At 75.0% G+C, this 15,234-nt stretch carries 15 protein-coding genes and 1 pseudogene; 8 read left to right on the forward strand and 8 right to left on the reverse strand.

The window, feature by feature from the left end; all coding sequences use genetic code 11:
- Positions 1-176: 176 nt before the first annotated feature.
- Positions 177-1,085: a LysR family transcriptional regulator gene (locus ACFXA3_RS11120; protein ID WP_385185011.1), complete on the forward strand. Its 909-nt coding sequence runs from the start codon at positions 177-179 to the stop codon at positions 1,083-1,085.
- Here the strand turns inward: ACFXA3_RS11120 and ACFXA3_RS11125 are convergent.
- The 3 genes and pseudogenes from ACFXA3_RS11125 to ACFXA3_RS11135 form a co-directional block, all read right to left on the reverse strand.
- Positions 1,047-2,390, reverse strand: a pseudogene (locus ACFXA3_RS11125) (MFS transporter); the annotation flags it as partial. The gene ACFXA3_RS11120 and the pseudogene ACFXA3_RS11125 sit on opposite strands and share 39 nt — an antisense overlap.
- Complete coding sequence (locus ACFXA3_RS11130; RefSeq protein ID WP_385185014.1) at positions 2,387-3,019, reverse strand: TetR/AcrR family transcriptional regulator; 633 nt, start codon at positions 3,017-3,019, stop codon at positions 2,387-2,389. The gene ACFXA3_RS11130 and the pseudogene ACFXA3_RS11125, both read right to left, overlap by 4 nt.
- A 33-nt stretch (positions 3,020-3,052) precedes the next feature.
- Positions 3,053-4,216: a M20 family metallopeptidase gene (locus ACFXA3_RS11135; protein WP_385185017.1), complete on the reverse strand. Its 1,164-nt coding sequence runs from the start codon at positions 4,214-4,216 to the stop codon at positions 3,053-3,055.
- Between the two features lie 70 nt (positions 4,217-4,286).
- Here ACFXA3_RS11135 and ACFXA3_RS11140 point away from each other — a divergent pair, with 70 nt between their 5' ends.
- Entirely contained in the window at positions 4,287-4,529 is a 243-nt protein-coding gene (locus ACFXA3_RS11140; RefSeq protein ID WP_385185020.1) for a DUF6158 family protein, read from the forward strand.
- A 166-nt stretch (positions 4,530-4,695) separates the two neighbouring features.
- On the opposite strand, the gene ACFXA3_RS11145 is transcribed toward ACFXA3_RS11140, so the two are convergent.
- Positions 4,696-6,030: a tetratricopeptide repeat protein gene (locus ACFXA3_RS11145; protein WP_385185023.1), complete on the reverse strand. Its 1,335-nt coding sequence runs from the start codon at positions 6,028-6,030 to the stop codon at positions 4,696-4,698.
- Between the two features lie 129 nt (positions 6,031-6,159).
- On the opposite strand from ACFXA3_RS11145, the gene ACFXA3_RS11150 reads away from it, so the two are divergent.
- A complete protein-coding gene (locus ACFXA3_RS11150; RefSeq protein WP_385185026.1) occupies positions 6,160-7,527 on the forward strand; it encodes a M64 family metallopeptidase in 1,368 nt (455 codons plus the stop codon).
- A 32-nt stretch (positions 7,528-7,559) separates the two neighbouring features.
- Here the strand turns inward: ACFXA3_RS11150 and ACFXA3_RS11155 are convergent, their stop codons facing one another.
- A complete protein-coding gene (locus tag ACFXA3_RS11155; RefSeq protein WP_385185029.1) occupies positions 7,560-8,711 on the reverse strand; it encodes a serine hydrolase domain-containing protein in 1,152 nt (383 codons plus the stop codon).
- A gap of 122 nt (positions 8,712-8,833) precedes the next feature.
- Positions 8,834-9,433 carry an HPP family protein gene (locus ACFXA3_RS11160; RefSeq protein ID WP_385185032.1) on the reverse strand — a complete coding sequence of 200 codons (600 nt, stop codon included), beginning with the start codon at positions 9,431-9,433 and terminating at the stop codon, positions 8,834-8,836.
- 183 nt (positions 9,434-9,616) lie between these two features.
- On the opposite strand from ACFXA3_RS11160, the gene ACFXA3_RS11165 reads away from it, so the two are divergent.
- The 4 genes from ACFXA3_RS11165 to ACFXA3_RS11180 all read left to right on the forward strand — a co-directional run bounded on the left by ACFXA3_RS11165 (position 9,617) and on the right by ACFXA3_RS11180 (position 12,893).
- Positions 9,617-9,859, forward strand: a complete 243-nt coding sequence (locus tag ACFXA3_RS11165) for a hypothetical protein (RefSeq protein ID WP_385185035.1) — start codon at positions 9,617-9,619, stop codon at positions 9,857-9,859.
- 54 nt (positions 9,860-9,913) lie between these two features.
- The gene (locus ACFXA3_RS11170) at positions 9,914-10,984 is read left to right on the forward strand and encodes a GNAT family N-acetyltransferase (protein ID WP_385185037.1); all 1,071 of its coding nucleotides are present in this window, start codon (positions 9,914-9,916) and stop codon (positions 10,982-10,984) included.
- 178 nt (positions 10,985-11,162) lie between these two features.
- Complete coding sequence (locus ACFXA3_RS11175) at positions 11,163-12,224, forward strand: isopenicillin N synthase family dioxygenase (protein ID WP_385185040.1); 1,062 nt, start codon at positions 11,163-11,165, stop codon at positions 12,222-12,224.
- Between the two features lie 135 nt (positions 12,225-12,359).
- The gene (locus ACFXA3_RS11180; RefSeq protein ID WP_385185043.1) at positions 12,360-12,893 is read left to right on the forward strand and encodes a GNAT family N-acetyltransferase; all 534 of its coding nucleotides are present in this window, start codon (positions 12,360-12,362) and stop codon (positions 12,891-12,893) included.
- A gap of 48 nt (positions 12,894-12,941) precedes the next feature.
- Here ACFXA3_RS11180 and ACFXA3_RS11185 read toward each other — a convergent pair whose 3' ends face one another.
- A complete protein-coding gene (locus ACFXA3_RS11185) occupies positions 12,942-13,226 on the reverse strand; it encodes a hypothetical protein (protein WP_385185046.1) in 285 nt (94 codons plus the stop codon).
- Entirely contained in the window at positions 13,223-13,957 is a 735-nt protein-coding gene (locus ACFXA3_RS11190) for an HNH endonuclease family protein (protein WP_385185049.1), read from the reverse strand. The genes ACFXA3_RS11185 and ACFXA3_RS11190 overlap by 4 nt, the downstream gene beginning before the upstream one ends.
- A gap of 265 nt (positions 13,958-14,222) precedes the next feature.
- Between ACFXA3_RS11190 and ACFXA3_RS11195 the strand changes: the two genes are divergently transcribed.
- Entirely contained in the window at positions 14,223-15,092 is an 870-nt protein-coding gene (locus ACFXA3_RS11195) for a DUF4132 domain-containing protein (RefSeq protein ID WP_385185052.1), read from the forward strand.
- Positions 15,093-15,234: the final 142 nt, after the last annotated feature.

Here is a 15,234-nt window from a genome sequence, read left to right on the forward strand (position 1 = left end):
GGGCGTTGTTGTGTCTCTCCCCCCCCCGCCCCCCCCCCGCCGCGGGCGGGGGGGGGGGGGGGCGCGGGCGGGGGGCGGGGTTGCCGCCCTGGGGCCCCGCATCGAGCTTGATCCACTCATAAACCCAAGTCAATCCTCTGATTCCCTATCAAGACCCAAGCGGTAGCTTGGATCTCATGACTCTCGACGACCTCCGCGTGTTCGTGGCCGTCTGCCGGGCCGGCAGCCTCAGCGCCGTGGCACGCGACCTCGGCTGCACCCAGTCGGCCGTCAGCCAGCACGTCCGCCGCCTCGAAAAGCAGACCGGCACCGACCTGCTGGAGCGGCACGCGCGCGGGGTCGTCCCCACCGGGGCGGGCCGCATCCTCCAGGCGGCCGCCGCCGACGGGATCGCCGGACTCGACGGCGCCCTGCGCCGCCTCGACGACCTCGTGCGCGGGGACACCGGATCGGTGCGCATCACCACGGGCGCGACGACCGTGCGGCACTTCATGTCCCAGGCCGTCGTGGCCTTCCGGCGCCGCCACCCGCAGGTCAGCCTGGAGTTCCAGACCGAGAACTCCAGCCGCAGCTGCTTCGACGCCCTCGCCGCCGACGACCTGGACCTCGCCTGGATCACCATCGGCCGCCCGGTGCGCGGCATCGAGCAGCGTCCGGTGATGGAGCTGCCCTGGGTCCTCGCGGTCTGCGCCGACGACCCCCTCGCCGCCCGGGCCCGCATCGAACCGGGCGACCTCGCGGGCATCCGCCACATCCGGCTCCCGGAGAACTCCGCGTCCCGCGCCCACCTCGACGCCGCCTTCGCGGAATCCGGCATCCGGATACGGTCCGACACCAGCGTGGCCGACTGGGACACCGCCCTGCTGCTGGCCGAACTCGGGGTCGGTCACGCCGTGGTGCCCGCCCTGCCCGGCTGGCGGGTCCCCGGCTCAGACGGCCCGCTGCGCCTCGTCCCGGTCTCGGACCTGCCGCCGCTCGCCGTCGGCTGGGCCGTCCGCCGCTGGTCGGCCCTGTCCCCGCTGGCCCGGGTCTTCGCCGACGACGTCGCCCGCAGCTGCCGGGCGCGCGCCGCCCGGCAGCAGTGACGCCGGCACCAGGCCCGCGGTGGCCAGTCCGGCCAGCGCGAACAGGGCCGCCGGCGAGGCCCCCGCACCCGCGGCGCCGCCCGCGGCGACGGCGATGCCGAGCGTCGGGCCGACGTTCATCGCCGTCTGCTTGAGCCCGCCGACGACCCCGGCGTACCCGGCCGGGGCGTCCCCGACCACGGAGGCGGTCGCCGTCACCATGACCGCGGCGAACCCGGCGCCGAGCAGCGCGAACGCCGCCGTGACCCCCGGCCCGGACCACCAGGCGGCCAGGGCGCCGATGCCGAGCACGACCAGGCCCGTACCGGTGAGCGCGGTCCGGCGCGGCCCGTACCGGCGCAGCGCCGCCCCGGCGGCCGGAGCGCCCGCGACCATGCACCCGGTCAGTGGGAGCACCTGCAGGCCGGTGGCGAGCGGGTTCAGGCCCCGGACGTCCTGGAGCAGGAACGTCGCCGTGAACAGTGCCCCGAACAGGCCGGCGGAGACGGCCGCCAGCAGCGCGATCGAGGCGGTGACCGGCCGGGACCGTGCCACCGCGGCCGGTACGAGGGGCTGCGCGGCCCGCCGTTCACACCGTACGAGCACCACCGCGAGGGCGGCGGCCCCGCCGAGCCCCAGCAGCGTGGGCGGCGCGGTCCAGCCGTGCACGGGTACGCCGGCCAGCGCGTGCACGAGGACGGCGAGGGCCGCGACCAGCAGCACCGCACCGACCGGCGCGGGCGCCCGCTGCGACCCGGTCCGCGGCGGCGCGGGCACCCGTACGGCGAGGGCGAGCACGCCGATCACGAGGGCGACCGGCACGTTCAGCCAGAACACCGAACGCCAGCCCGACCGCGCGACGAGCACACCGCCCAGCAGCGGGCCGGCCGCGGCGGCCACCGCGATGGCACCGGTCCGCACGGCCACCGGGGCGGCCAGCCGGTCGGCCGGGTAGGCGAGCCGCAGCAGTGCGAGGGTCGCCGGCTGGAGCAGCGCCCCGAACACGCCCTGGGCGGCGCGCAGGCCGATGACCCAGCCGAGGCCGGGCGCGAGCGCGATCCCGGCGGAAGCCGCAGCGAAGCCGAGCACGCCGGTGACGAACAGCCGGGCGTGCCCGTACCGGTCGCCGAGGCGCCCGGCGACGACGAGGAACGCGGCGACGGCGAGGAGATAGGCGGTACTGGTCCACTGGACCTGGGCCACGCCCGCCCCGAGGTCGCGGCTCAGGCGGGGCTGCGCCACGCTGAGGACGGTGCCGTCGAGGGCCACGAGCATCGCGCCGCCGACGCTGACGAGCAGCGCGATCCGCGGCCGGGGGCCGCTCATCCGCGGTCCGGCCCGAGGTGGGCGTCGAGGGCGGCGTCGACGAGGCGTTCGACGCCGGCCGCGTGACCGGCTCCCAGGACCAGGGGCAGGCTGCCCCAGGCCCACAGCTGGGCCACGCCGTGCAGATTGGCCCACAGCGCGGCGGCGATGACCTCGGCGTCGCCGGTGGCCCCGCAGCGGGTGACGAGCCCGACGAGCATGCGGAAGAGCGGGATCGTGGACTCGCGCAGCTGCGGCGGGCGTTGTCCGGTCTCCGGTCCGCCGGCGCCCGGCCCGGTGCCGGCACGATCCCCGCTGTCGAGCAGGTCGTGCCGGAACATCAGCTCGAACATGCCCCGGTGTTCGAGCGCGTAGCCCACGTACGCGCAGCCGAGCGCCCGGACTTGTCCGCGCGGCGAGGGGGCGGTCGCGGTCGCGGCCGCGAACCGGCCGCCGAGGTCGGCGAATCCGCGCCGGGCGATCGCCGAGAGCAGCGCGTGGTGGGTGGGGAAGTGGCGGCGGGGCGCGCCGTGCGAGACCCCGGCGCGCCGGGCGATCTCGCGCAGGCCGAGGGCGGCGGTCCCCTCGGTCAGCACGAGTTCGACGCCCACGTCGATCAGCCGTTCCCGCAGAGGGCCGTCCTGTTCCATGGGCCGTGTCTACCAGGATCGAATAGACACTGTCTACTCCCTGGTCGGCCTCTTCCCGTACCCGTCCTTCGGCAGGTGTCGTCGGTTCCCGTCCGCCGGCGCGTGCCGAAGGGCCCGTACGAGCCCGGCCACGAGGTTCGCCCGCTCGGCCATGGCGTCGATCACCACGTACTCGTGGTCGGCGTGCGCGCCGCCGCCGACGGCGCCCAGGCCGTCGAGGGTCGCCACCCCCAGCGCGGCCGTGAAGTTGCCGTCGCTGCCACCGCCGACCGAGCGGCCTTCGAGGCCGGGCAGCAGCTGCCGGGCCACCGCGAAGAGGCCGGCCGACGCCGATTGCGGCATCGGAGGACGGCCGATGGACCCGTGGACCGAGATCTGCGCCCCGGGCAGGTGCGGGGCGAGCGTCGCGAACGCGGCTTCGACGCGGTCCTTCTCGTCGGCCGTTTCGACGCGGACGTCGACGTGGAGCACGGCCTCGGCGGGAACGACGTTGTCCAGGGTGCCCGCGGACGCGACGGTCGGGGTCACGGTCGTGCCGGCCTCGGGCCGGCCGAGCGCGGCGATGTCCAGCACCTGGTGGGCGGCCTCGATCAGGGCGTTGACCCCTGCTTCGGGTTCGAGGCCGGCGTGCGAGGCCCGGCCCGTGATGGACACCTGGAACGAACCGCAGCCCTTGCGGCCGGTCTTGAGGGCCCCGCCGTCGGCGGCGCCCTCAAAGACCAGCACGGCGCCGCAGGCGAGGGCGCGCTCCTCGATGAGGGCCCGGGAGGAGTGGGATCCCACCTCCTCGTCGGCGGTCACGAGGATCTCGACGCCCGACAGGTCGTCGAGCGCCGCCAGTCCGTGGACGGCCTGCACCAGGCCGCCGAGCATGTCGAAGACCCCGGGGCCGGTCGCGTGCCCGTCCGCGACCTCGAACGGCCGGCGTTCGAGGGTGCCCAGCGGGAAGACCGTGTCGTGGTGACCGAGGATCAGCACCCGGGGTTCGCCGCCGCCCGACCAGTGCACGTGGGGCCCGGCCTCGCTCTCGACGAGGGCGGCGTGCCCGCCGAGGCGGCTCTCGATGACGGCGGCGACGGTTTTGGCGGATGCGCCCAGCGCGTCGTGGTCGCGCGAGGGCGACTCGATTTCGACGAGGGTCCGAAGGTCTTCGATCATCGCGTCGACACTCACGTCGACGGCCGTGCGCAGCGTCATGGCGCAAGGGTAGTCGCAGCGCCGAATGGGACGCCGGAGGGGAGAATGGAGGGGAGGAGGTGTACGGGCCATGGCGGAGCACGACGGCGGTCCGGCGGCGGGCAGGCTGGAGGAGGGCAGGCTGCTCAAAGAGCTGGAGGCCATCCACCGGACCCGCCACGAGACCCTGCTGTACGGGTCGGACGAGGCGCTGGTCACCCACACGCAGCGGATGAACGAGCTGGAGCACGAGTACGTACGCCGGCACCCGCAGCGCGCCCAGACCGCGGCGCGGACCCGGTCGGGCGCACGCGCCCGGACCGGCGAGGGCTGACGGGACCCGGTTCCGGTGCGTTCCCGGCGGGAATGAGCCTCCTGCGCCCCGAATGAGACGTACGTGCATCATTTGGGGCGAATGTGAGGCGAATGCGAGACGAACGAGGGCTCGCCGTGCCGCGATGTGACCCGCCCGCGTGACCCGCCCGCGCGCCCCGCCAGCGTCACCGCCCCAGCGGTGACGCGGGCGCCGGGCCCAGCGTGGTGGTCCCGGGCGCCGCGCGGTGGCCCAGCCCCGTGCGGTAGGCGTCCAGTGCGGCCTCCACCCGGCCCGTGCGGCGCAGCAGATCACCCAGCAGCCGGCACAGGTCCGCCAGATCGCCGCTGGCCCCACTGCGTTCCAGCAGGGTCAGCGCCTGCACGTAGTGCTCCTCGGCGGACTCGGTCTCCCCACGCTCCTCCGCCATCAGACCGAGCAGCCGGTGCGCGCCGCCCGCATGCACGGCGCCGTGGCTGTCGCCCAGCTCCAGCAGCCCGGACAGCAGCTCGGCGGCCTCCGCGCAGCGGCCCAGCCGGCGCAGCACGTCGGCGAGTTCCACCTCGACCTGAGCCGTGTACAGGGCGGCCCGCCGGGCGGAGAGCATGTCCCGGGCCGTGCGCAACTCCGCCTCGGCCGACCCGAGATCACCGTTCTGCGCCTGTACGTAGCCGCGCATCCAGTGGCAGTGCGCCAGATCGGTCCGCAGCCGCAGCTGCCGGTAGATCGCCTGCGCCTTGGCGAGGGAGGCGTCCGCGTCGGCCGGCCGGCCCGCGGTGAGGAAGGTGCGCGCGACCTGCCGGTGCATCCCCGCCACGAGCGCCGGATCGGCGACCTGCGGGGCCAGCTCCAGGGCCAGTTCGGCGGCGTGCGCGGCCCGGGCGTGGGCGCCCATGTCGATGTACGGGCCGATCACCGCGGCGTACAGCAGCACCAGCGCCTCGGGATCGGCCAGCCCGCTCGCGTTCAGCTCGTCGATGGTCGATTCGAGCAGGTAGCAGGCGTAACGCAGCTCCCCGGCGAGCAGGTGGGCGACGGCCCGTCCGCGGATCGGCCGGGCCCGGCGGGGCAGCGGCTCCCCGGCCAGCAGCCGCTCGGCCGCCTCGAAGTGGCCGATGGCGTCCCGTAGTTCCCCCGCCTCCAGGGCGCAGTCACCCAGGCCCAGCAGTGCCTCCGCCCGCTCCGCGTCGAGGCCGAGGCCTTCCGCTTCCGCCAGCAGCTGCCGGTAGCGGCCGGCGGCCTCGGCGGCGGCGCCGGTGGCCAGCGTCTGGTGGGCGTCCGTGAGGGCCAGCCGCAGCTCGGTCGCCAGATGGGCGGGACGCCCCGTGGCGAGCTCCTCGTACGAGGTGCCGAGCCGCCCGGCGAGGAAGCGCAGCGCCGTCTCCGAGGGCCGGACCTTGCCCGCCTCCAGCGTCGAGATGTAGGCGGACGTGTACGCGGGCTCCGCCAACGCCCGCTGTGTCAGCCCGCGTTCGGCGCGCATGCGCGCAACCCTGCGGCCGATCTCGGCCGGTTCGTCCATGTAGACCCCCTGGTTGCTCCAACTCCCCATGGTGCAGGGGCGGCAGGCCATTGCACACGTCCCGTGCGCCCCCTAGTTTAAGCAACCGATTCAGCGTACTTACACCGCCGTTTAACGGGGAGAAACCTGATGGACGCGTCCCTCCGCCCGACGCTGCGCGCCGCCTTCGCCGCGGTCTGTACGACGGCCCTGCTGCTGGCCGTGAGCCCCCTCGACCCGGCGGCCGCGGCGCCACCGCCGATACCCGCGGCGGCGCCCGCCAAGGCCGGCACCGAGGTGGAGATCCCCGGGCCGGAGGACGGAACCGCCGCCGGATCCGGCCACACCCGCGTCCCCGCCGCCGGGCGGGCGAAGCAGGCCCCGCAGTTGTCCGAAGCCGAACGGGCGGCCGACGGCGAGGTCGCCAAGCTCGTGGACAACGGCCCGACCGCCGACCGCCTCGACATCGTGGTCGTCGGCGACGGCTACACCGCCGCCGAGCAGGACCGGTTCCATGCGGACGCCCGGGCCAAATGGGCCGAGATCACCGCCGTCGAGCCGTACTCCACGTACCGCAACCTCTTCAACGTGTGGACGGTCGACGCCGTATCCCACGACTCCGGCGTCTCCGGCGACCCCACGCCGGCCACCGTCCGCGACACCGCCCTCGGCTCCTACTTCTGGTGCGAGGACATCGAACGTCTGCTCTGCATCGACCAGCCGAAGGTGGACGCGTACGTCGCCAAGGCGCCCGCGGCCGACCTGGTCCTCGTCCTCGCCAACAGCACCAAGTACGGCGGCGCCGGCTACAACGAACCCAGCGCCACCCTCGGCTACGAGGGGATATCGACCGCCTCGGCGGGCAACGCGAAGTCCGGCCAGGTCGCCATCCACGAGACCGGCCACTCCCTGGGCAAGCTCGCCGACGAGTACTTCTACCCCGACACCCCGGGCTACGAGAAGTACGAGGGCCCCGAGCCCGCCGACTCCAACACCACCACGCTGCCCGCCGACCGGATGGCCGCCGAGCACGCCAAGTGGTACCGCTGGCTCGGCGCAACGTCACCCGACGGCGGCACGGTCGGCGCGTACGAGGGCGGCGGCTACTACGTCACCGGCCTGAACCGGCCCACCGACGCCTCGATCATGCGGGTGCTCGGCAAGCCGTTCAACCTGCCCGGCGCCGAGGCGATGATCGCCGGCTTCTACCAGCACGCGAAGATCGCCACACCGCTCACCCCGACCGGCCGCACCCTGCGGCTGCGCAACACGGCGAAGGTCTCCGTACCCCGGCTGGCCGGCGCGGACGGGCGGCAGCCGGACGTCCGCTGGTACCTGGACGGCAGGGAGCTGAAGCGCTTCGCCGGCCGGACCGAGGTCGCCGTCGCCGAGCTGTGGCTCTTCGACCTGCGCACGCACAAGCTGTCGGTCACGGCCGAGGACCGTACGCCCTCGGTCCGCGACCCGAAGATCGCCCGCAGCCTGAAGAACACCGTCGACTGGAGCGTCCGCCTCTAGGGGGGTGTCCCGCGACCGGCGGCACGCGGCGTTCAGGCGCCGGCCGCGTACGACCAGAACTCGCGCATCAGGGCCGGCGGGGTCGGACCGGACATCTCCAGCTGGGTGAGCAGGACGGAGGCGGAGCCGGTGGCGGGGGTGACGTGGGCGGCGGTCCCGGTGCCGCCGACCCAGCCGTACCGCCCGGGCACGTTCCACGGATCGCGGGACGTGACGTCCACCGATCCGCCGAACCCCCAGCCCTGGCCCTCCAGGAACAATGCGGCGCCGGCCCGCTGGTCCGGGGTGAGCCAGTCGGTGGTCATCATCCGCACCGACCCGGCCGACAGGAGCCGGCCCCGCTCCCCGTCCAGCGCGCCCTCCGCGAGCAGCATCCGCGCGAACGCGTACCAGTCGTCGGCGGTCCCGACCAGACCGCCGGCGCCGGAGGGGAAGGCCGGGACGCTGCTCCACTGCCCGTGGGGCACGTCGATCAGTTCGGGGCCGCCGTCGCCGGCGCGGTACAGGCTCGTGAACCGGCCCAGGTCCGCCGCCGGGACGGCGAACCCGGTGTCCGCCATGCCGAGCGGCTCGAAGATCCGCTCGGCCAGGAACTCGGGCAGCGACTGCCCCGTGACCCGGGCGATCAGTACGCCCAGGACGTCGGAGCAGGTGTTGTACAGCCAGGCCTCTCCCGGCTCGTACAGCAGCGGAATGCGCGACAGCGCCTTCATCCACGCGTCCGGCGCCGCCGTGCGCTGCGGCTGCGGCGGCCCCTGCCCCAGTTCGCTGAACAGCAGGCCGACCGCGGGCAGCGAGAAGTCGGACGGGAACCCCCACCCGGCGCGGAACGTGAGCAGGTCGGACACGGTGATCAGGCGTTCCGCCGGCACCACGTCGTCGACCGGGCTCGCGGGCGTACGGACGACGAGGGGCGAGGCGATCTCCGGCAGCCACGGCGCGACGGCGTCGGTCAGGGCCAGCCGGCCCTCCTCGACGAGCATCATGACCGCGGCGGCCGTGACCGGCTTGGTGAGCGAGGCGAGCCGGAAGATCGAATCCCGGACCATCGGGGCCGTGCCCTCGGCGTCGGCCGAGCCGACGGCCTCGACCTCCACCCGGTCGCCGCGGGCCACCAGGCCCACCGCCCCGGGCAGCGGTCCACTGCTCACGTGCCGTTCCAGGATGTCGCGCAGGCCGGTCATCACTCCACCTCTCCCGATGCCTCTCCCGATGCGGGACCGGCCGGCCGGGCCGGCCCCTCGGTGTCCAGACTCCCGCAGTGGCGTGGATTCATCGGCCGGACGCGCGGTGAGGACCGCAGTGCTCACCACCAGTAGGCGGGATACCTCGGGGCCTTGCGCCGCACGCGCGACGCGGCGTACCCGGTCAGGACGAGCAGCACCGTCGCGCCGAACAGCAGGGGAACGAACCGGCCCGGAGCCGGGCCCTGGAGCACGACCACCACGGCGGTGGCGCACGCGGCGGAGTGCGGGGTGCGTGCGCCCATCAGCAGGGCGAGCGTGACCCCGGCGGCGACCGCCGCCGCCCAGGCGCTGCTGCCGGCGGCGGCGAGGACGCCGTAGCCGACCGCCGCGCCCAGCAGGTGGCCCACGACCACACTGCGCGGCTGCGCCAGCGGCAGGGTGGGGGCGCTGTGGACGAGAGCGGCGCTGGCGGCCAGCGGCGGTATGAGCACCGGCTCGTGGATCACCGCGCCGATCCCGACGAGCCCCAGCAGGACCGAGGTCACGGCGCTGATGCTGTGGAAGGCGGCCGCGGGACTGGGCCGCGCGGGAGCCCGCCCGGCGGCGAACCGGGACCGGAGCGACCCGGAGGCGGGGGCCGCGGCGTCGGACGGCGCAGGGGCGGACCGTGCGGGATCGGACGGCGCGGGGGCGGACGGGGGCTGCAAAGCGGTGCTCATGTGCGAATTCCGGGGCAGGACGGCAGGGCGGGTCCGGTCGGGGCGACACGGAGCGGGGTGATCAACCGCCGCCCCGGCCTCGCGCCTGTCCCGGGTACGGCCGGCGCAGACCGGCCACGAGCTTATCCGCCAGGTGTGCCGCGCCCGTCCCGGGGGAGGGATGGAGGCAGCGGAAGGACGGTCATGACGCAGCACGCGCACCACCCCCAGCACACCGACGACACCCAGGACCCCCACGACCCCGACGGCACCGACCGCACCGCGTTGCCCGCGGACCACGGCCCGGAGGCCGCGCCCGCACCCGGGGGCGGGGAGCCGGCCTGCCTGCTCCACCTGGTCTGCCCCGACTGCGGACGCCTCGCCGACGGACCGTCCGCCCGGTCCTGCGCACACTGCGGCGGCCCGCTCCCGGACGCCGCCCCGTGACCCCGGCCGAAATCCGGTGGCCCGGGCGGCGGCGGCCGACCTAGGGTTCCGCGCATGACGATCATGGGCTCCGAGGCCGTAGACCGATCCGTTTCCCTCACCGCACGGGCACTGCGCGACGTGGCGCACCTCGACTGGTCCGTCCCGGCCGCCGACCTGGAGTGGAGCTGTTACGACACCGCCGTCCACGTGGCGGGCGACTTCACCGCCTACGCCGCCCAGCTCACCGGGCGCGCTACCGGCGGCTACGTACCGTTCGACATCACCGAGGACCCCGGCACCACGCCCTCCGGCCTGATCGACGTCATCGAGGCGACCGGGGGCCTGCTCTCCGCCGTCGTGGCCGTGACCCCTCCCGAGGCCCGGGCCTGGCACCCGTGCGGGATGGCAGGCCCGGACGGATTCGCCGCGATGGGCGTCGTCGAGACGCTGCTGCACACCCACGACATCCTGAACGGCCTCGGCGTCCACGGCTGGGAGCCCGACGCGGACCTCTGCCAGCAGGTACTCGACCGGCTCTTCCCGCACGTCCCCCGCACGGCGGCTCCCTGGCCGGCCCTGCTGTGGGCGACCGGCCGCGCCGAGCTCCCGGGGCTGCCCCGGCGCCGGGTCTGGCGCTGGTACAGCGAACCCGTCGCGGCCGGCCGCGTCGTGCTGTGCGAGATCTCCCCGAACGTGGCCGCCGACCTCCACGCGGGCGGCACCGGCGGCTTCGCCTGGGCCCAGGACGGCCCCGGCGAGGGCACCCGGGGCGCCTCCGGGATGGTGGCCAAGGCGCGGGACGAGGGTACGCACCGCCCGGGGTGGGGCGCGTACGCCATCGTCCGCACGCAGGACGGGCGCGCGATCGGCGGCATGGGATTCCACGGCGCCCCCGACGCCGAGGGACACGCGGAGATCGGCTACGACCTCGTACCGTCGGCCCGGGGCAACGGCTATGCCACCGACGCGCTGAACGGTCTGACCGCGTGGGCCTTCGGGCAGCCCGGCGTGACCGCGCTGCACGCGACGGTCGACGAGGACAACGCGCCCTCCCACGGTGTGGTCGGCCGGGCGGGCTTCGAGCGGACGGGCTCGACCGAAGAGGGCCGGATCCGCTACACCCTGCAGTCCCCGCGGGTCTGACGGCCCTGCGGGTCTCACGGCTCAGCGGGTCTGACGGCTCCGCAGGCCCGGCTCGCCGGCCCCGCGGGCCGCACCCGACGCCGGTGACGCGGAGCCGGAGCGTCCACCGGGCCCGGCGGGGTGCGGGGCGATAGCCTCGGAAGCGGACGTCCGACACCGGCTCGGAAAGCAGGCCCCGATGGCGCGTTCCACCGAACCCCCGGCCTCCGCCGGCTCCCCGGCCTCCACCGGCTCCCCGGCCTCCGCCGGTCCCCCCGGTTCCCCCGACCCCGCTTCCAGCCGTTCCCGGGTGCCCGTGATCGACCTCGGGCCGTGGCGCTCGGGCGAGCCGGGAGCGCGCGAGCGGACCGCCGCCCGCGTCGACGAGGCCCTCCGGGCCGCCGGGTTCCTGCTGATCACCGGGCACGGCGTGGACCCCCGGCTGCCCGCCCGGATCCGGGAGGCCGCCAAGGAGTTCTTCCGGCTGCCGGCCGGGGCGAAGCAGCCGTACGCGGTGGAGGTCGGCAGCCGCGGCTGGCTCGGCCCCGGCGCCGAGGCCAACAGCTACGCGGAGGGGGCCGCCTCGCCGCCCGACCTGAAGGAGTCCTGGTCCTTCGCGGCGGACGAGCCCACCGGCGACCCGGCCGTGGACGCCGAATGGTTCCTCCCGAACACCTGGCCGGCCGAGGTGCCCGCACTGCGGCCGCCGGTCGTCGAGTACCTCGCCCGGATGCGGGCGCTGGCCGACGAGCTGCTGGAGCTCCTCGCCACCGCGCTCGGCCTGGCCGAGGACCACTTCACCCGCCACACCGGCCACCCCACCTGGGGGTTCAACCTCAACTGGTACCCGGGCACCGAGGTGCTCGGCGAGCCCCTGCCCGGCCAGTTCCGCATCGGGGCGCACACGGACTTCGGCACGGTCACGATCCTCGACCGCCAGCAGGGCTCCGGAGGCCTCCAGATCCACACCGACGCCGACGGCTGGCAGGACGCCCCGTACGACCCGGCCGCGCTCACCGTGAACATCGGCGACCTGATGGCCCGCTGGACGGGGGACCGGTGGCGCGCGGGCCGGCACCGCGTGCTGCCGCCGCCCGTCGACGCCCCGGCCGAGGAACTCGTCTCGCTCGTCTACTTCTACGAATGCGACGCGCACACCCGCGTGGAGTCGCTGCCGGCGCCGGTGGGCCGGGTCGTGCACGAGCCGGTGGACTCCCACGCGTACCTGCGGGCGAAGCTGGACGCGATCACCGTGTCCTGACGTCCGACGTCCGACGTCCGACGTCCGACGTCCGACGTCCGACGCCGGGTGCCCGGTGCCCGGCGTCCCCTTCCGCAGGGGCACCGCCACCCGACCCGATTACCGCTGGTCGGCGGGGTTCGGCAGGATGGGGGCATGACCGAGATCCGTACCCCCCGCCTCCTCCTCCGCCGCTGGACCGATGACGACCTCGTCCCCCTGTCGGAGATCAACGCCGACCCGGACGTGATGCGCTGGATCGGCGACGGCTCGACCCTCGACCTCGACGGGACCGCCGAGGAGATCGAGCGCTGGGAGGAGGAGTGGGACGACGAGGGCTTCGGCGTCTTCGCCGTCGAGCTGCTGGCGTCGGGCGAGCTGATCGGGGCGGTCGGGCTCAGCGTGGCGCAGTCCCCGCAGGAGGTGCGGGACTTCGTCGCGATCAGCTGGCGGCTCGGCCGGCAGTACTGGGGCCAGGGCTACGCCTCCGAGGCCGCGCAGGCCACCCTGGAGTTCGCCCTCCAGGACCGCGGCCTCGACCGGGTGATCGCGGTCAACCGGTCGGGACACGAGGAGTCCGAGAACGTGATCCGCAAGCTCGGCATGGTGGCGGACCTCGACGCGACGGACCCGGAGCACGGCCACCTGCTCCAGGTGCACAGCATCGACCTGACGGAGTACGAGGCCTGACCGCGGCCCCGGCCGCCGGGGACCCCGCCCCCCGGGCCGGACCCCGCCTCAGCCGGGGGCCGTCCCCGGGGCCTGCGCGGCGCGCCCCGCGCGGACGGCGGCGAGCGCGGCGGCGTGCACCGCCGCCGGTTCGCCGTGGTGCGGGACCGGGCTGCCGGTCAGCACGTACCACTCCTCGGCGTCCTCGTACTGGACCTCGATCCGGGCCAGGCCGCCGGCGACCGCCGTCGTCCGGACGGTCAGCGGGCCCGTGACGACACCGACTTCATCGGTCATCGCCCCGCCGGGCCCGGCGAGCACGTCGTCCTGCCACTGCTGCGTGCGTCCGGTCATGCCGCGCAGGTGTCCAGCATCGTCGAGAGCATCTTCTTCTCCGGTTCGGTGACGGTCAGGCCGTAGGCGGACTTCACGGTGGTCCAGGCCCGCCCGTACTGGCACCAGCTCGCCTTGTCCGGCGGCTGCCACAGGTCGGGGCTCTGGTCGCCCTTGGACCGGTTCGCGGCGGCGGTCACCGACAGCAGCTGGGGGTGCGTCAGATCGTTGGCGAAGGCCTTGCGCCGCGCGGCGTCCCAGCCGGCCGCGCCCGACCGCCAGCCCTCGGCGAGCGGCACGATGTGGTCGATGTCCATCTTCGAGGCGTCGGTGACCACCGTCCCGTCGTACAGGCTCGTCCAGGTGCCGGAGACCGCCTTGCACTCCGCGTCCTGCTTGACGTCCCTGCCGTCGCGCTTGAGGACGACCTCGCGGGTGTCGCACTTGTTGCCCTGCTCGGCCCAGTGCGTGAACTTGGCCCGGCTGTAACCGGCCATCGTGCCGGGCTGCGCGACCTTCAGCGCGGCCAGCTGCGTGCGGGCCACCCGGACCGTCACCAGGCCGGGCAACACGTCCCCGGAGGCCGGCTTGGCGTCACCGCCCCCGGCGGCGGAGGGCGATGCACCGGCCGGGACCGACGGCGCCGACGGCTTCGCGTCCCTGCCCGCCGTGCCCGTCCCCGAGCACCCGGCCACGGCCAGCAGCACCGACGCCGCCAGGACCGCACCGCGCACACCTGTCTGACGTCCCATGAACCCACCCCGAGCCGGCTTGCGCACACTGTCGCGCAAGAGACTACCCAGAACCGGACAATCAACCGGACGGCGACCTGCCGCCACAGCGGGGCGCAACCGGCGCGCAACCGGCCGTGCCCGCCCGCGTGTCGAGCCGGGGCCCCTCGTGGGGCGTTGTCAGTGGCTCTCGCTAGTCTCCCCGCATACCGCAGCTCAGGGGGTCTTCACCCCCTGGTCGACGCTGCGCGCAACCGGATTCGGGCAGGCGGAGGGGCACGTACTGATGGCATGGCTGGCGGCGGGCGAGGGGTACGAGATCGCCCTGGTGGAGGGGAAGGTGGCGGCGCGGTCCGCCACCGGCCGCACGGCGGGACGGCAGTTGAAGACGCTGCCCAAGGCGCTGCGCGACCATCCCGAGGTGGACCGGCTGCGCCGGCTCGCCGAATGGCTGGAGCGGCACGAGGCCGCCTGCATCGCCCAGGTGGACTCCTGGATGGTGTCCTCGCTGCCCGTGCCGACGGCGCTGATCGCCCGGGTCTGGCCGGACGAGGCCTGGCAGAGCGCGCTGCGCGACGTCGCCGTCGTCGGCGAGGACCCGGACGAGGTGGGCTTCCTGCGGGACGCCACCGCGTCCGGTGAGCTGAAGGTGGTCAACCTCGACGGCGAGACCGTACGGCTCTCCCCGCGCGCGGTGACCCTGCCGCACCCGGTGCTGCTGCCCGACCTGGACGACGTACGGGACTTCGCGGCCGAACTGGGCATCGTCCAGCGCGTCGAGCAGATCCACCGGCCCACCTGGGAGAAGCCCGCGGCACCGGCGGCCACCGCCACCGAGGTACGGGACTACGCGGGCGGCGTGTTCGCGAGCCGCTTCGGCCTGGCCGCCCGGGCGACGGGCCTCGGCTACCGCGTCTCCGGCGGCTACGCGACCTGCAAGGTCCGCGACACCGGCGGGAGCACGGAGGCGGCCGTCTGGATCGGCGAGCCCTACTACGAGGACGAGACCACCACCGGCGCCCTGACGTGGCACGACGAGGACGGCCGGGCGGTGCGCCTGACGGAGGTCGGGCCCGTCGCCTGGTCCGAGGGAATGCGCATGGCCGCGGCGCTCTACGCCGGGCGCAAGATCGAAGAGGGCGGGGACGCACGATGAGCACCACCACCACGACCACCACCACCGCGACGGCGGCCGAGGCCGCGCACGAGGCCGAACTGCTGCTCAAGGCCGGGGGGGGGGGGGGCCCGCCCCCCCCGGGGGCCGCGCCCGCGGGCCGCGCCGGCGGGCCCCGCCCCCC

This window comes from Streptomyces sp. NPDC059456 (genome assembly GCF_042750055.1).
Classification (GTDB): domain Bacteria; phylum Actinomycetota; class Actinomycetes; order Streptomycetales; family Streptomycetaceae; genus Streptomyces.

Excerpts from the sequence above, each read along its gene's own strand:
- ACFXA3_RS11190 (WP_385185049.1), bottom strand. The coding sequence starts at position 13,957 with ATGGGACGTCAGACAGGTGTGCGCGGTGCGGTCCTGGCGGCGTCGGTG.
- ACFXA3_RS11165 (WP_385185035.1), top strand. The coding sequence starts at position 9,617 with ATGACGCAGCACGCGCACCACCCCCAGCACACCGACGACACCCAGGAC.
- ACFXA3_RS11150 (WP_385185026.1), top strand. The coding sequence starts at position 6,160 with ATGGACGCGTCCCTCCGCCCGACGCTGCGCGCCGCCTTCGCCGCGGTC.
- ACFXA3_RS11140 (WP_385185020.1), top strand. The coding sequence starts at position 4,287 with ATGGCGGAGCACGACGGCGGTCCGGCGGCGGGCAGGCTGGAGGAGGGC.
- ACFXA3_RS11135 (WP_385185017.1), bottom strand. The coding sequence starts at position 4,216 with ATGACGCTGCGCACGGCCGTCGACGTGAGTGTCGACGCGATGATCGAA.
- ACFXA3_RS11195 (WP_385185052.1), top strand. The coding sequence starts at position 14,223 with ATGGCATGGCTGGCGGCGGGCGAGGGGTACGAGATCGCCCTGGTGGAG.
- ACFXA3_RS11130 (WP_385185014.1), bottom strand. The coding sequence starts at position 3,019 with ATGGAACAGGACGGCCCTCTGCGGGAACGGCTGATCGACGTGGGCGTC.
- ACFXA3_RS11145 (WP_385185023.1), bottom strand. The coding sequence starts at position 6,030 with ATGGACGAACCGGCCGAGATCGGCCGCAGGGTTGCGCGCATGCGCGCC.
- ACFXA3_RS11120 (WP_385185011.1), top strand. The coding sequence starts at position 177 with ATGACTCTCGACGACCTCCGCGTGTTCGTGGCCGTCTGCCGGGCCGGC.
- ACFXA3_RS11185 (WP_385185046.1), bottom strand. The coding sequence starts at position 13,226 with ATGACCGGACGCACGCAGCAGTGGCAGGACGACGTGCTCGCCGGGCCC.
- ACFXA3_RS11170 (WP_385185037.1), top strand. The coding sequence starts at position 9,914 with ATGACGATCATGGGCTCCGAGGCCGTAGACCGATCCGTTTCCCTCACC.
- ACFXA3_RS11160 (WP_385185032.1), bottom strand. The coding sequence starts at position 9,433 with ATGAGCACCGCTTTGCAGCCCCCGTCCGCCCCCGCGCCGTCCGATCCC.
- ACFXA3_RS11180 (WP_385185043.1), top strand. The coding sequence starts at position 12,360 with ATGACCGAGATCCGTACCCCCCGCCTCCTCCTCCGCCGCTGGACCGAT.
- ACFXA3_RS11155 (WP_385185029.1), bottom strand. The coding sequence starts at position 8,711 with ATGACCGGCCTGCGCGACATCCTGGAACGGCACGTGAGCAGTGGACCG.
- ACFXA3_RS11175 (WP_385185040.1), top strand. The coding sequence starts at position 11,163 with ATGGCGCGTTCCACCGAACCCCCGGCCTCCGCCGGCTCCCCGGCCTCC.